The organism is Peptacetobacter hominis (genome assembly GCF_006861675.1).
Lineage (GTDB): Bacteria > Bacillota > Clostridia > Peptostreptococcales > Peptostreptococcaceae > Peptacetobacter > Peptacetobacter hominis.
In genome coordinates, this window is the sequence record NZ_SGJB01000001.1 from 20,587 (window position 1) to 35,829 (window position 15,243).

Consider the following 15,243-nt stretch of genomic DNA (forward strand, 5'->3'; position numbering starts at 1 on the left):
TGAAATTATAAAATAATACCACATATTTTTATTTAAAAATTAATAAAAATATATGCAGGGGGGAAATTATGGCTAGAATAAATATAGATGGAGCGCAGAATGTGGAGGTAAGTAAAAAGATTCCATGCGAAAAAACTCCACTTGAGCAGCTTGAAATAATGGAAAAATATACTGAAATGCATAAGAAATATAAAGATGCAGATAAATCTAAAAGAGAAATAGAGTGTATAAAGACTATATTTCCAGTGCTTTTTAGAAGTATAGAAGATACAGACCTTATAGCAGGAAGACTTGATTTTCTTCCAATAGGTTTTGGAAGTGTTACAAGTATAGGGGGAGTTGGACATTATTGTGTATTTCATAAACTGAGAAAGTTCAAAAACCTTCTTGAAACTGAAGAACAGAAAAAAAGAGTTGATGAACTTTATGATTATTGGCAGGACAACGATGTAAAAGCTATCTATTGTCAGGATGTGTTAAATGATACAACTACAGGTAGATTTATAGACTGCAGATATCCGTTTATGGCTACTGCGAGACTTAGTGGAATGATGTTAAACTATAGAAAACTTATGAATAATGGTATAAACGGACTTATAGAAATCATAGAAAATCAGGAAAAAAATGAATTTCTGGAAGCATCTGTAGAAGCGTTAAATCTATTAAAAGATGTTATAGAAAGACAGAAGGAACTTGTTTTAGAAGCTAAGAAAAAAGCATCTACAGAGGATAGACAAAAAGACCTTGAACTTATGTATGAGGATCTTGATTATATAAAAGAAAACAAGCCGGAGACATTTCACCAGGCACTTCAGCTTTTCTGGATATATGCTCTATGTGCTGGAGTCATAAACTACGGACGTATGGATATAGTTCTTGGTCCGTATTTAAAAAGAGATATAGAAAGAGGAACTATAACTGAAGAAGATGCATACAGATACATGAAATCTCTTTGGACAATGATAGAAAACAGAAGAACAACAGTAAACGGAAGAATAATAGTCGGTGGATATGGAAGAGAAGATGAAGAAGCGTGTGATATGTTTGCTAGAATCTGTCTAAAGGTATGTAGAGATACCAGATATGTGGAACCTCAGTTTACACTTAGATTCAATAAAAATACTCCCAAAGATATAATGGATATGGCATATGACTGTATAGCAGACGGAGCTACATATCCGACACTTTACAATGACGATGTAAATGTACCTGCTGTAGAATACGGAATGAGGGTAGATAGAAAAACAGCAGAACAGTATGTTCCTTTTGGATGTGGAGAGTTTGTAATACAGGGAAAAAGTGTAGGAACTCCAAATACTCTTTTAAATCTGGTCAAGATAATGCAGATTTCTATGAACAATGGATACGATCCGATGGACGGAATATACAAAGCCGGAAATGTGGAGTTAAAAAAACTATCAGATATAAAAACATTTGATGAACTTTACGAGCAGTATAAGAAAGTTCTGGATTTTTATTTTGATTTGAGTGTCGATGCACAGATGTACAGTTATGAGGTTATGAACAGAGAAGTATCATTTATATTCAATTCTATACTTATGGACGACTGTATAGGAAGAAGAAAGGCACTATTAGATGGTGGAGTTGAAATCCTGGGTGGAACAAATGAGACTTATGGAAATATAAATGCATCAGATGCGCTTTTTACGATTAAAAAGCTGGTATTTGACGAAAAGAAATATACGCTTGAAGAAATGAACAATGCCGCTTTATCAAACTTTGAAGGATATGAAGATATGCTTTCTGATATACTCGACGTTCCGAAATATGGAAATGATGATAGAGAATGCGATGAAATGGCAAACGACCTTTATGAATACGTGGCAAATGGAATAAGAGACAGAGGTATAGAAAAAAATATGGGATACTATCTGATTGTTATTTCAAACAACCAGACTAATACCGACTGGGGACACGAGACAGATGCATCTTTAGATGGAAGAAAAAAGGGAGTGTATATGAACCCCGCAAATAATCCACAGGGAGGAGCTGCAAAGAGTGGTCCAACTGCGGTATTAAACTCTCTATCAAGATTTGATGCAAAGTATCACGGTGGAAGCGTTCAGAATATAAAATTTACACCTAGAATGATGAAAGAAGACAAAGAAAAAGTAAAAATACTTTTCGATACTTACTTTAGAAAAGGAGGATGCCAGCTGATGGTTACTGTAGTCGATCACGGTGTACTCGAAGATGCACAGAAACATCCTGAAAATTATCCTGACCTGATAGTCAGAGTTGCAGGATATAGTGCTGTATTTGTAAATCTTACACCTGATATACAGGAAGAACTGCTGAGCAGAGCGCTTTATGATTAATGTATTTAATATAGAAAAATTTGCAATTCACGACGGCCCGGGAATTAGAACAACTGTATTTTTGAAGGGGTGTCCTCTTCATTGTCCGTGGTGTTCAAATCCGGAGTCATTGTCTTTGAAGCCGGTATTTATGCATGATGAGAGAAAATGTACTCTTTGCGGAAGATGTATGGAAAAATGCGAAAGTAATGCTATAAGTATATCCAGTAGTATAGAAAATTATGAGAGAAATAACAAAACAAAAGAATTATTTGTTCATGACACAGATAAATGCATTCTATGCGGAAAATGTGAAAAAGCATGTTTGAATAAAGCTATATCTATTTATGGAAAGTATATGGAGATAGAAGAAATAGTGGATGAGGTTATGAAGGATATAGATTACTACGAAAGCAGTGGTGGAGGTGTTACTATATCAGGTGGGGAGCCGTTTATACAGTTTGATGAATTTATGGAATTAATAAAAATATTAAAGAAAAAAGGCCTTCATGTAGCAGTGGAAACAACAGGTAATTATTCAAAAGAAAAACTTAAAAAAGCCGAGCCGTATATAGATTTATTTCTATTCGATATAAAGCATATTGATGAAGAAAAACTGAAGAGTTTTACAGGAGCGGATAAAAATACTGTAGTAGCAAATCTAAAAGAGATACCTGTAGAAAAATTAATTATGAGGGTCCCTGTTATACCTGGATTTAATTCATCTGAAAAAGATATAAAGGATATAATAGAATTTGGACATAAAAATAATGTAAAAATCATAAATCTTCTTCCATTTCATCCTTTTGGAACTATAAAATGGCAGCAGATGGGAAAAGTATATCAATATGAAAATATACCTATCATGAATAAATCAGAACTTGAAAAATATAAAGAATATGGAAAATCTATGGGGATAGATATAAAAATAGGTGGATAAGGAGGTGTATATATGCTTACAAAAGAAAGACAGTATAGAATAATAGCTATGATAAATGAAAAGTCATTTGTTACTGTAAAAGAACTTATGGCATATTTCGGAGTTTCCAGGTCTTCTATAATGAGGGACCTTATAGAACTAGAGAATCAGAACCTTATAAAAAGAGAAAGAGGGGGTGCATCGGCAGTTGATATAGATATGCCGACTGTAACATCTTTCAATGAAAAATCTGTAGAATCAAAGGAGGCTTTGAATAAAGAAGAAAAAATCGCTGTATGCAGAGAAGCAGCAAAGCATATATCAGATGGTGACTGTATATTTATAGATTCGGGAACTACGCCTGTTTATCTTCTTGACTATATATCGGATAAGAATATAAAAATTGTAACTCCAAGTACATATCTTGTATCGAAAATATCAGAGGATTTTAAAGGTGAAGTATACCTTTTGGGCGGAGAGTTCAGGAAAAAATACGATATGTCCTATGGGCCTCTTACTCTTGAAATGATAAAGTTTTTTAATTTTACTCATGCTTTTTTCAGTGCGAATGGAGTAAATATAAAAAATGGAGAAGTTTATATTTTTGATATGAATATAGGGGCAATAAAACGAGCGGTTATGGAGAGAACAAAAGAGAACTATTTACTTGTAGATAGTTCAAAACTTGAAATAAAAGCATTATATACATGGGCATATTCTAATGAATTTAATAACGTATATGTAAATGAACCAAATTATAACTGTGAATTTCCAAAAAATTATTGTGTATGCAGAGTATAAACAAAATATTAATACAGGTTTGAAATATAAAAAAGACCTTCTGAATTTCAGAAGGTCTTTTATTTATTAGCAGTATATTCCTTTTTCGAAAAGGTCTGTTATTGTATCGTAATCATCAGTCATACCAAGTGCAAGCATAAGTTTTATTCTTGCTTTCTGTCCTGGAAGATCCCCACCAAAGATACATCCAAGGTTTCTAAGATCTCTACCTGAACCATGGTATCCATAACTGTCAAATACTCTACCTGAATGACATCTTGAAACTATTACCACAGGTATATCTTTTGCTCTTGCATATTCAACACCAGATAGCATTTCAGGAGGTATATTACCTCTACCCATAGCTTCTATTACAATACCTTTATATCCAGTATCAGCAGCATATTTTATAAAATCACTGTTTTCTCCGGCACATGCCTTGAATATTGCAACCTTAGGCTCTATTTTTTCTGTCTTAAGTATTCTTCTGTTGTTTACTATATCTCTAAGAAGAACAAGCTCGTTGCAGTCTATATATCCAAGAGGTCCGCCTGTAAGAGACTTGAATGTGTTAAGAGCAAGAGTGTTTGTTTTAGTTGCTTCAGAAGCAAGTAAAACTTCGTTGTTAAGAACAACAAGAACTCCTTTTCCCATTGCATCTTTAGATACAGCAGTACATACCGCTGCAGAAAGGTTACTTGAACCATCATATCCAAGCTCTGAGCTACTTCTCATAGCACCTGTAACTATTACAGGTTTTATATTGTCTATTGTAAGGTCAAGAAAATATGCTGTTTCCTCTAAGCTGTCAGTACCGTGTGTTATTATAACACCAGTTATATCTTCTCTTGCAAGAAGATTTTCAACGTATTTTTTTAGTTCCATCATTCTGAATGGAGTCATGTGAGGTCCTGGTATTTCAGCGAAATTCATAACCTCTATATCTGCAACTTTATCTATATTTGTAACCATAGATAATATCTGCTCACCTGATAAAGTTGGAATTGCAGCACCTACTTTATCATCAACAGTCATTGAAATAGTACCGCCTGTAAAAACTATAGCGACTTTCTTTTTGTTAGACATAATATTCGTCCCTTCCTTAAATAAAATATAATCCACTTAGTGATTATAACAAATATTGAACATAAAAAACAGACAAATTACTGTTTTTTCCATAAAGAAACATAGCTTTCAAGAATTTCTTTTATAGCATTACCGATATTTATATAGTATTCATCTTCAAGGTTTGCAAGAGAAACTCTTATTGACCACTTAGGAGCGGCAAAACCGTTTCCTCCAAGAAGTACAACAGCATACTCTTTTGCAAGTCTGTATAGAATATCTGAAGGATTTATTGTTTTATGAAGGAAGTCAACAAAATCCTTACCGTGATTAATCATACCCCATTCATCTATATCAAACTGGAAGTAGTATGATGCACTGTTGTCAAGATTAGGATAATCTATATCAAGAGCTTCAAACAGGAATTTCTGTCTTCTTCTGCATATGCTCATGTTAAGCTTTTTATAGGCATCAACTTTATCTATAAGTGCAAATGCTGAGAAAAATGCCATCTGAACCTGCTGTGGAGTAGAAAGTCCTGCTGTATGGTTAAGAGCAACAAGTCTACTGTCTGCAACAACTCTTTCCATGAAAGAAAGTGCAGATGGATTAAGTGACATATCGCTGTATCTCTTGTCAACTGATTTTTTTAATTCTCCCTTAAGCTCTTTTATTTTCTTATCAAATACGTTTTTCTCGTGAACCGCGAATGTTCCAAGTCTCCAACCTGTTACACCGAAGTATTTTGAATATGAATAAACACCGATAGTATTGTATGGAAGTTTTGCCATAAGTGATGAGAAGTTATTTACAAAAGTTCCATATACATCGTCTGATATAATCATAAGATCGTTGTTGTATGTTTTAACTATATCGATAAGATTATTACAAGTTTCAGAGTCCATTCCTATAGATGCCGGATTGTTTGGGTTTACAACGAAAAGAGCTTTTATGTTTTTATCTTTAAGTTTTTCAAGCTCTTTTCTTGAATACTGCCATGTGTGAACACCTTTTGAATCGACAGTATCAGAATTTATATTTACAACTTCAAAATTGTATCTTGGAAGATGAGGTATCTCAAGATAAGGAGTAAATATAGGAGTCATTATAGCTATTTTATCTCCTCTTCTAAGAAGCTCATTTGCCATAAGTGAATCAAATATATAACACATAGCAGCAGTTGCACCTTCAACCGCAAATACCTGTATATCCCCGCACTCATCATCTGTGTTATATTTCATTTCCTGAACAAGATAGTCATGAACTATTTTTTCTATATGAGGAAGCATTCTATCTGGAAGTGGGTAGTTATCACCTATAATACCATCAGCAAGCTCAAATACAAAATCATCCGCATCAAAATCCATCTCATTTATACCATATGATATTATGCTTTTGGCAAGATATGCTCCCGGCATATCTTCGTGTTTTTCTATATATTTAAAGAATCTGTCTGCAATTCCTTTTTTCTGAGGCATGCCAGAAAGATTTCCAAGATCCCAGTTAAGTCTTGTTTCTGTAACAGCGAAATGTCCAAAAGTGAAAAATGCCTCTCTTACAGAAGAACATGTCCAGTTTGGATTACCTCTACCTGCATCAAGAAGTGGTATATTTTTTTCTTCACATGTCTGATTTGCAATTTCTATAAGTTCATTTTTGAACTCAAAAGGACTAAGCCTGTTATACATTATTTCTATTTCTTCGCGTGTGTAGTTTATCATTTTAAATCCCCTTTTTTTAATTTTTATATTAAGCTTATATTTACGTTATAAGCAAATTTCCATTATTTATCTTTAATTATAAATAAAAAAGTAAAAAAGTAAAGTGTAAAAAATAAAGATAAAGAAAAAAGCGTATATTAAAATAAAGAATAATGAAAAATGAAATTTATAATTTAAAAATCAAAATTTGCTATAGATGAGAATATATAAAAAAATAATGTGTAATATGCATATGACTAAAAAATAAAAACATTTTTATTTGTTGCTTTTTCTGTTGAAAAGATATACAATTATAAATGAAATTATAGAAATACAATCGATAGGAGTGAGTTTAAATGGCTAAAGTTACATTAGAAGATGTAAAAAAAGCAAGAGAAACTATAAAGGACATAGTTAAGAAAACAGACGTACTTGAGAGTACAAAGTTAAGTGAAAAAACAGGTGCACATGTATACTATAAATGTGAAAACCTACAGAAAACAGGTTCTTTTAAAGTAAGAGGTGCCTGCAACAAGATAGCAAGCCTTACTGATGAGGAAAAGGCAAACGGTGTCATAGCTGCATCTGCAGGAAACCATGCTCAGGGAGTTGCTCTTGGAGCAAAACTTACAGGAATAAAAGCAACTATAGCAATGCCTGCAACAGCACCACTTGCAAAAGTAAGTGCTACAAAGAGCTATGGAGCGGAAGTTGTACTTAATGGTACAGTATACGATGATGCATATGCAAAAGCTGTAGAAGTTCAGAAAGAAACTGGAGCTACATTCCTTCATCCATTTGATGATGAATATGTAATAGCAGGTCAGGGTACACTTGCGCTAGAATTCTTTGAACAGCTTGATAATAAAGTTGACACAGTACTTTGTCCAATCGGTGGAGGAGGAATACTTGCTGGTGTTTCAGTAGTTGCAAAAGCACTTAATCCTTCATGTAAAGTAATAGGTGTACAGACTGCAAATATACCTTCAATGAAAGCATCTTTTGATAAAGGGGAACTTACATCTGCATTTAATGCACCAACAATAGCAGATGGTATAGCTGTTAAAACTCCTGGAAATATAACATTTGATATAATAAAAGAGTTAGTTGATGAAGTAGTAGTTGTTGAAGAAGATGAAATAGCAGAAGCTATATTATTCATGATGGAAAGCCAGAAAATAGTATCAGAAGGAGCTGGTGCAGTTTCTACAGCAGCTTTACTTAGCGGAAAATACACTCCAGCAGCAGGAGAAAACGTTGTATGTGTAGTTTCTGGAGGAAACGTTGATATAAACACATTATACAGAATGATAGGTGTTGCTTTAGCTAAAGAAGGAAGAAGGGTTACATTCAGAGTTTCAATGAATGATAAACCAGGTAACTTCACAAAAGTTACAAATATAATAAGTGATGCCGGAGCCAATATACTTTCTGTAAATCAGGGAAGTTTTGCATCAGGAGACAGCCTTACAACTCAGAGTGCAGAATTTGTTCTTGAAACATTAGATTTTGAACATATAGAAAGAATAAAATCAAGCTTAAAAGAAGAAGGTTTCTGCGTAAAAGAAATATAATAATAATTAAATAGTTAAAAAAAATTGTAAGATAATAAATAAACAGTTATAATATAATTAGAGTATTAAATAATACTATAAAATTTCAGGAGGGATTACAGATGAAACACGAAGTAATACACACTAACAATGCTCCTGCAGCATTAGGACCATATTCTCAGGCTATAAAAGCAGGAAATCTTTTATTCTTATCAGGACAGGTTCCACTAGATCCAGAAACAATGACAGTTGTTGAAGGTGGAATAAAAGAGCAGGCTACAAGATCTTTAACTAATATAAAAAATGTATTAGCTGAAGCTGGTGCAGATTTCTCTAATGTAGTTAAAACTACAGTTTTCATAAAAGATATGAACGAATTCAATGACTTAAACGAAGTTTACGCTGAGTTCTTCGGTGAAAACAAACCTGCAAGATCTTGCGTAGAAGTTGCTAGACTTCCAAAAGATGTTAAAGTTGAGATAGAGTTAATAGCTGTATTATAATAATATACAGATTAAAGAGTCTCCATTTGGAGACTCTTTTTTTATTTCAAAATCAAAGAAAAGTGATATAAAGTTATATATTTTTATTTATAAAAGTGCAATAAAAATCAAAATGTCAAAAAATGCACTTTAAGATGCATAAGTTGCTATTTTTTTATTATATAATACTATAATATAATTTAATTACGATAAATAAATCGTTTGCACGAAGAGGAGATGAAAGTATGAGAGTATTGAAGATTATAAAAGAAATGCAAAATGCAAGCCAATACTTATCAATGGAATATTTTATAAAAAAACTTTCCATATCTAAAAGAACCGTGCAGAAAGAAATGTCATATCTGGTTACTATAAGTAAAAATAATGGTTTTTCAATAGTACAGAAGAGGGGAAAAGGATACCTTCTTCAGATAGAAGATAATTCAAAATTTGAATCTTTTGTATATGAGCTTGAAAAAACAGTAATGAGAGAAATAAGTGCTGAAAATATAGCAGCATATATTTCAATAAATTCAAATTATACTACTATGGATGAAATAGCGGAATACTTTGATTGCAGTAAAAGTCAAGTGAGAAAATTCAAGGAAGATCTTGAACAATATATAGATTCTTATGGAATGACAGTAGAAAGAAAAGCTCACTACGGAATAAAGATAAAAGAAGATTTTGAAAGAAGAAAAGCATTAATATCAGATCTTTATATAAGAGGCAATGAAATCATAAGAAAAAGAATAGACAATATTGTTGAAGAATCATTTTCTGATATAAAAAAAGAAATACTTCTATATATAAAGAATAATGATTATATAGTAAACGATATAGAGCTTGAAAAAGTATTTGCATATGTAAGAACATCGATATATATTTCACTTAAAATGAAAACGCCTAAAAATAGTGAATCTATTTTCTGTGTGGCAGATAAAATTCAAGAGATATATGAAACCGGTATAACAAAGGACAATGCTGTTAGACTGGAGGAACTTATAAAAGATGTATCAAGAAAGAAAAATGCAGGTACAAATAATATAACCGAAGATCTTAAAAATGATATGGACAGATTCTTTGAACTTATAGATAAGGAGTACAACACATCTTTTGGAGAGGATGAGGATTTTAAAAGATTGCTTACAAGCCACGTATCACTTCTTATAGAGAGGCTTAGATCAAAGATATCTTATACAAATGGAATAATAGAAGAAATACTAATAAGATATCCTATGATATTCAATATAGCTATAAGATTCTGTGACATGATTCAAAGAAAATATGATGTAGAAATAACAGAGGGCGAAGTTGGATTTGTAGCTACTCATTTCTGCGTACATATGGAAAAGGAAATGTATTTGAGATACAGCAAAATGAATAGAATAGCAATTGCCTGTTCATCAGGAGGTGGAAGTGCATATCTTCTAAAAATGAAAATAAAAACTTTATTTAGAAATGCTGATGTTGAAACATTTTCATTCTACAATATATCAGATATAGAAAATTTTAAGCCAGATGTTATTTTTTCTATAAAGGAATTAAAAATAAATATAGATGTTCCAGTGATAATTATAAAGGAAATACTTGATGACCAGGATATTTTAAATATAAGAAAATTACTTATGTTTGATGATATAAATGATCAGGTTTCGATAGAAGAAACACCATCAATTTTTATAAAACAGCTATTTGATGAAAAGTATTTCAGTATAGAGTATAAAGAAGACGACTATATAAAAATACTGGAAGATATGGCAGATAAAATTGAAGTGAATGGAATAGGTGGAACAGGATACAAAAATTATGTACTTGAAAGAGAAGAATACATGCCGACTGTATATATGAATGGAGTTTCTATTCCGCATCCTATGAAGATGTCAGCAATTAAGAATCTGGTATCAATAAAGATTCTGAAGAATAAAGTGGTTTATGATGGAAAAGATGTAAAGATAATATTTATGGTATCTCTAAGAAAAGAAAATTATGAACTTCAAAAGGAGATAACAAAAGGTTTATACGAAATAATGAAAGATATAGAAAAAGTAAAGGCTATTTCAGAAGCTGAAAGTTATAAACAGTTTATAGCTTTGATAGAGCCCATGATATAGGAGGGAGCTATGGATAAAAAATTTTTAGGAGAACTTTGTGAAATAGATTCAATAGCAACATATGAAGGTTCTGTAAGAAAAAAACTTAAAGAAAAACATATTAATGCAGATAGTGTAGAGTATGATGGTATAGGAAGTCAGATATTCAACTATAAAGGCAAAGGACCAAAAGTTATGTTTGCAGCTCATATGGATGAGGTTGGATTTATGGTGAGAAATATAACTGACATAGGAATGTTGGATGTTATACCAATTGGCGGAGTAAAAGATAGTGCAAAACAGTTTCAGAAGGTAACAGTTACAACAGAAGAAGGAAAAAAAATAAAAGGCCTTATGAACTCTAAAATGGATGGAGAAAAAGCAGTTTCTACATATGTAGATCTTGGTCTTGAAAATGCGGAGCAGGTAAAAAATCTTGGTATAGAGATAGGAAATATGGTTACATTTTCAAGTAAATCTGAATGGTTGAGTGAAGATATACTAATGGCTAAAGCTCTGGACGATAGAATAGGAAATTTTGTTTTGGCAGAGGTTGCACAAAGATTATCAGAAGTGGAACACGAATGTGATTTATATCTTTGCAATACTGTACAGGAAGAGGTTGGGACAAGAGGAGGAAAATGCTCAGCAGATATTATAAATCCAGATATATTTTTCGCAGTAGATGTTGCATGTGCTCCAGATCTTGAGAGAGGAAGTTCAAATCATAGAAAAATGGGCAAAGGTTTTATGATACTTCACTATGACAAGACAATGATTCCAAATAGAAAATTACTGAAATACTTAAAATCAATAGCGAATAAACACAATATAGAATTCCAAAGTGATATGTTTGGAGGTGGAGGAACTGATGCAGGAAATGCTCATATGATAAATGGGGGAAGACCTGCAGCAGTACTTGGAATACCACTTAGATACTGTCATGGAAGTTATTCTATGGTTAGTATGACAGATGTTGAATTACTTGTAGAGTTTATTATTGAAATAATAAAAGATATAGATAATGAAACAATAAAAGAAATAACCGATTTTGAATAATTGAAAAGGTTTTATTTTGAAAGGAGAAGAAAAATGAACGAATTAGAACAGAAAATAGTAGGGATAATATCTTCAGCAGGAGATAGTAAAGCCAAAGCTTTTGAAGCACTGAAAAAAGTAAAAGAGAAAGACTTCAAAGCAGCAAGAGAGCTTATGGAAGAATCAAAAAAAATCGACATAGAAGCTCATAGAATACAGACAGAACTTATAGTTGCAGAAATGAATGGTGGAGAAAATAAACCAGAGATGAGTTTATTAATGGTTCATGCACAGGATCACTACATGACATCGCGGTTAGCGAGGGACATGGTAGAGGTACTAATAGATATATTTGATACAGAGGAGGAAAAATAATATGAGAATAGTATTATGTTGTGCAGGTGGTTTTTCAACAACTATGTTAATGGAAAACATGAAAAAAACAGTAAAGGAAAGTGCAAAGCTTAACGAGTCAGATTTTGACTTTATAGCTATACCAGTGGAAATGCTTCCACAGGAAGTAGAAAATTGTGACGTGCTTGTTGTAGGTCCTCAGATAGCTCACAAAATAGACACTATAACACCTATACTTGAACCACACGGTATACCATACACTATAATAGACCGTGACACTTATGGAAAAATGGATGGTGCAACAGCACTAAAAATGGCTCTGATAGCTCACAGAAAAGCTAATATGAAATAATATAAATATATAAAAAAATAGTATACCCTATAAATAATATCCCAGGGTATACCAAAGAAATATTAAATAAAAATATCTTAAAATAATTATAACACAGATTCAGGAGGGAGTTAATCAACATGTTTAAAAAAATAGAAGCTTTTTTAAACAAGCACCTTGTTCCGTTTGCTCATAAAGTTGACAAGCAAAAACATCTGAGTGCTGTAAAAAAATCGATGGTAGCAATGACACCGCTTATAATGATAGGGAGTTTATGTCTTATACCAGAAGCAATACCAAACCTTATAGGTCAGAACAATCCTATATCACAGTTTATAATAAATAACCTTGATACTATATATCTTCCATTTACATACGGAATGGGAATGATGAGTTTATATGTTGCAGCAGCAATAGCTTACAATCTTGGAAATTCATATAATATGAATATACCGGGATGTCTTTCAATGGGTATAATAGCGTTTTTACTTGTAACTTTATATAATGATCCTGAAACAGGTGCATTATCAACAACATATTTAAGTACTAAAGGTCTTTCAATGGGTATAATAGCACCAATGTTAGCAGTTGAACTTTATAGATGGTGTCTTAAGAAGAAGTTTACTATAAAAATGCCAGAAGGTGTTCCTGATTTCGTATCAAGCTCATTTGAGATGATACCGGTATCTCTTATAGTTATAGGTTCATTCCTTGCATTTAGATTATTCACACTTAATGTATTGAATTGTATGCCACCAGAAATACTGACTCCAATACTTGCACCATTAATAGGTTCTATGGATAATCCATTTGGATTCTTATTCCTTCAGTTCCTATCATGCTTATTATTCTTCTTTGGAATACATCCATCAGTATTAAGTCCTATAACAAGTCCTATATCAAATCAGTTCCTTGCTGAAAACCAGGCAGCTCATATGATGGGACAGGCGTTACCACATTTCTATACAGGTGGAATGATATCTCCTTTTGCTAACTTTACAGGAACAGGTGTTACTGTAGGTTTAGTTATATGGTGTTTAAGATCTAGATCAAAAGCTCAGAAATCAGTGGGAAGAGTATCATTAGTACCAACATTATTTGGAATAAATGAACCAATATTATTTGGTGCACCAATAGTTCTTAACCCTATATTCTTTATACCATATGTTTTTGGTGGAGCTATATTAGGATCTATCCCAGCATTCATGATGCATTACGGATTACTTAACAAATCATGGTTCTCTCCACCATATGTAGGAGTGTTCCTTGAAGGTTTCCTTGCTACAGGTGACTGGATGGCAATAGTTGCAAACCTTATACAGCTTGTGGGATCTATATTAATATGGTATCCATTCTTCAAATTATTTGAAAAAGAAGAGCTTAAGAAAGAAAAAGAAACTAAGGAATCATCAAGTGCAATAAGTGCAGAAGACGAAGCTTTATTAGATGATCTTGATCTTGATTTCTAATAAATAAAAAGGACGGGCTTTGCCTGTCCTTTTTCATATAATTAAATATATGGAGAGAGACTATGAGAAATATAGATAGAATTAGAATACATGCAAATAAAGAAACAGCAATACTTATAAAATCAAAACCAATGAAAAAATATATTGAAACTATATCAGGTGGTGCAATAGACGTTCTTATAACTTCAGAAAAAGATTATCTTATACTTGATGGAAGATATATACTTGAAGCTGAAAATTATAAAAAAGACTACATTGTTATAGAAAATACTCCAGCTCAGACAGGAAAACCAAATTTTGATGTGATTGAAAATATATGCATAGAAAAAGGAATATTAAATTTAAAAATAGAGTCTGAAGCGTATACACCAGTTGAGTATCTTAAAATGTGCGGCGGAAGGTTGAATATATTGCCTTTCGATGACGAAATAAGAAAAATAAAAATGATAAAATCAGAAGAAGAAATTAAAATAATGAAAGAAGCATGCGAAATTACAGACAAGGTGTTTAATAATGTATTAAAACATATAAAATTGGGGATGACAGAAAATGAATTGAGTGGATGGGTTCATTATTATTCGATGAAATACGGAGCTGAGGGTATGTCATTTTCTCCAGTTATATCTTCTGGTGAAAGAACAGCATATCCACATGCAAGACCAACAGAAAGAAAAATATGCAGGAATGAACCTGTAATGATTGATTTTGGAATAATTTACAAAGGATATCAAACAGATATTACAAGGACTGTATTTACAGGTAAGCCGTCTGAAATAATGATGGAAATATACAATATAGTTAAAATGGCTCAGCAAGCTGGATTAAACGCTATAAAAGCTGGTAATTTGGCTAAAGATGCAGATACTGCAGCGAGAAATATTATAGAAAAATATGGATATGGCAAATATTTTGATCATGGACTTGGTCATGGAATTGGTACGGATAATAGTACAGAGCTTCCAAAATTAAATCAGAAAAGTAAAGAAATTTTAGAAAAAGGAATGATTATGTCGTGTGAACCAGGAATATATATACCTGGTATGGGAGGAGTAAGGATAGAGGATACTGTATGTATAATAAAAGATAAAGGTATATCCTTAAATAATATAACAAAAGACATGATAATACTGGAGGTATAAAA

At 32.2% G+C, this 15,243-nt stretch carries 13 protein-coding genes; 11 read left to right on the plus strand and 2 right to left on the minus strand.

Annotated features, from left to right (window positions below; genetic code table 11):
• Window positions 1–68: 68 nt before the first annotated feature.
• From EXD82_RS00110 to EXD82_RS00120, 3 genes are read left to right on the plus strand one after another with little or no spacing between them, the layout of a single operon-like run.
• Window positions 69–2,339 (plus strand): pyruvate formate lyase family protein, encoded by a 2,271-nt coding sequence (locus EXD82_RS00110; RefSeq protein WP_174919113.1) that lies wholly within the window; start codon window positions 69–71, stop codon window positions 2,337–2,339.
• On the plus strand, window positions 2,332–3,258 hold the full coding sequence (locus tag EXD82_RS00115; RefSeq protein ID WP_142534888.1) for a glycyl-radical enzyme activating protein: 927 nt from the start codon (window positions 2,332–2,334) through the stop codon (window positions 3,256–3,258). The genes EXD82_RS00110 and EXD82_RS00115 overlap by 8 nt, the downstream gene beginning before the upstream one ends.
• A 12-nt stretch (window positions 3,259–3,270) precedes the next feature.
• Window positions 3,271–4,038: a DeoR/GlpR family DNA-binding transcription regulator gene (locus EXD82_RS00120; RefSeq protein WP_142534889.1), complete on the plus strand. Its 768-nt coding sequence runs from the start codon at window positions 3,271–3,273 to the stop codon at window positions 4,036–4,038.
• Window positions 4,039–4,104: 66 nt separating this feature from the next.
• Here the strand turns inward: EXD82_RS00120 and EXD82_RS00125 are convergent, their stop codons facing one another.
• Window positions 4,105–5,103 (minus strand): asparaginase, encoded by a 999-nt coding sequence (locus EXD82_RS00125; protein WP_142534890.1) that lies wholly within the window; start codon window positions 5,101–5,103, stop codon window positions 4,105–4,107.
• A 77-nt stretch (window positions 5,104–5,180) separates the two neighbouring features.
• Entirely contained in the window at window positions 5,181–6,803 is a 1,623-nt protein-coding gene (gene aspD / locus EXD82_RS00130; RefSeq protein ID WP_142534891.1) for an aspartate 4-decarboxylase, read from the minus strand.
• Window positions 6,804–7,138: 335 nt separating this feature from the next.
• Here aspD and ilvA point away from each other — a divergent pair, with 335 nt between their 5' ends.
• The 8 genes from ilvA to EXD82_RS00175 all read left to right on the plus strand — a co-directional run bounded on the left by ilvA (window position 7,139) and on the right by EXD82_RS00175 (window position 15,241).
• The gene (gene ilvA, locus EXD82_RS00135; protein ID WP_142534892.1) at window positions 7,139–8,356 is read left to right on the plus strand and encodes a threonine ammonia-lyase; all 1,218 of its coding nucleotides are present in this window, start codon (window positions 7,139–7,141) and stop codon (window positions 8,354–8,356) included.
• Window positions 8,357–8,457: 101 nt separating this feature from the next.
• Complete coding sequence (locus EXD82_RS00140) at window positions 8,458–8,838, plus strand: RidA family protein (protein ID WP_006440852.1); 381 nt, start codon at window positions 8,458–8,460, stop codon at window positions 8,836–8,838.
• Window positions 8,839–9,062: 224 nt separating this feature from the next.
• Window positions 9,063–10,931: a BglG family transcription antiterminator gene (locus EXD82_RS00145; protein ID WP_142534893.1), complete on the plus strand. Its 1,869-nt coding sequence runs from the start codon at window positions 9,063–9,065 to the stop codon at window positions 10,929–10,931.
• 9 nt (window positions 10,932–10,940) lie between these two features.
• Window positions 10,941–11,969 carry a zinc-binding metallopeptidase family protein gene (locus tag EXD82_RS00150; protein WP_142534894.1) on the plus strand — a complete coding sequence of 343 codons (1,029 nt, stop codon included), beginning with the start codon at window positions 10,941–10,943 and terminating at the stop codon, window positions 11,967–11,969.
• Window positions 11,970–12,002: 33 nt separating this feature from the next.
• A complete protein-coding gene (locus EXD82_RS00155) occupies window positions 12,003–12,323 on the plus strand; it encodes a PTS lactose/cellobiose transporter subunit IIA (protein ID WP_142534895.1) in 321 nt (106 codons plus the stop codon).
• A 1-nt stretch (window position 12,324) separates the two neighbouring features.
• The gene (locus EXD82_RS00160) at window positions 12,325–12,654 is read left to right on the plus strand and encodes a PTS sugar transporter subunit IIB (protein WP_142534896.1); all 330 of its coding nucleotides are present in this window, start codon (window positions 12,325–12,327) and stop codon (window positions 12,652–12,654) included.
• Window positions 12,655–12,773: 119 nt separating this feature from the next.
• Window positions 12,774–14,102 (plus strand): PTS sugar transporter subunit IIC, encoded by a 1,329-nt coding sequence (locus tag EXD82_RS00165; RefSeq protein WP_142534897.1) that lies wholly within the window; start codon window positions 12,774–12,776, stop codon window positions 14,100–14,102.
• Window positions 14,103–14,164: 62 nt separating this feature from the next.
• A complete protein-coding gene (locus EXD82_RS00175) occupies window positions 14,165–15,241 on the plus strand; it encodes a M24 family metallopeptidase (RefSeq protein WP_142534898.1) in 1,077 nt (358 codons plus the stop codon).
• Window positions 15,242–15,243 lie beyond the last annotated feature (2 nt).

What these genes read in the sequence shown, in the direction of transcription:
- EXD82_RS00160 (WP_142534896.1), top strand. Translation starts at nt 12,325, where the DNA reads ATGAGAATAGTATTATGTTGTGCAGGTGGTTTTTCAACAACTATGTTA.
- EXD82_RS00145 (WP_142534893.1), top strand. Translation starts at nt 9,063, where the DNA reads ATGAGAGTATTGAAGATTATAAAAGAAATGCAAAATGCAAGCCAATAC.
- EXD82_RS00175 (WP_142534898.1), top strand. Translation starts at nt 14,165, where the DNA reads ATGAGAAATATAGATAGAATTAGAATACATGCAAATAAAGAAACAGCA.
- EXD82_RS00150 (WP_142534894.1), top strand. Translation starts at nt 10,941, where the DNA reads ATGGATAAAAAATTTTTAGGAGAACTTTGTGAAATAGATTCAATAGCA.
- EXD82_RS00125 (WP_142534890.1), bottom strand. Translation starts at nt 5,103, where the DNA reads ATGTCTAACAAAAAGAAAGTCGCTATAGTTTTTACAGGCGGTACTATT.
- aspD (WP_142534891.1), bottom strand. Translation starts at nt 6,803, where the DNA reads ATGATAAACTACACACGCGAAGAAATAGAAATAATGTATAACAGGCTT.
- EXD82_RS00115 (WP_142534888.1), top strand. Translation starts at nt 2,332, where the DNA reads ATGATTAATGTATTTAATATAGAAAAATTTGCAATTCACGACGGCCCG.
- EXD82_RS00110 (WP_174919113.1), top strand. Translation starts at nt 69, where the DNA reads ATGGCTAGAATAAATATAGATGGAGCGCAGAATGTGGAGGTAAGTAAA.
- EXD82_RS00140 (WP_006440852.1), top strand. Translation starts at nt 8,458, where the DNA reads ATGAAACACGAAGTAATACACACTAACAATGCTCCTGCAGCATTAGGA.
- ilvA (WP_142534892.1), top strand. Translation starts at nt 7,139, where the DNA reads ATGGCTAAAGTTACATTAGAAGATGTAAAAAAAGCAAGAGAAACTATA.
- EXD82_RS00155 (WP_142534895.1), top strand. Translation starts at nt 12,003, where the DNA reads ATGAACGAATTAGAACAGAAAATAGTAGGGATAATATCTTCAGCAGGA.
- EXD82_RS00165 (WP_142534897.1), top strand. Translation starts at nt 12,774, where the DNA reads ATGTTTAAAAAAATAGAAGCTTTTTTAAACAAGCACCTTGTTCCGTTT.
- EXD82_RS00120 (WP_142534889.1), top strand. Translation starts at nt 3,271, where the DNA reads ATGCTTACAAAAGAAAGACAGTATAGAATAATAGCTATGATAAATGAA.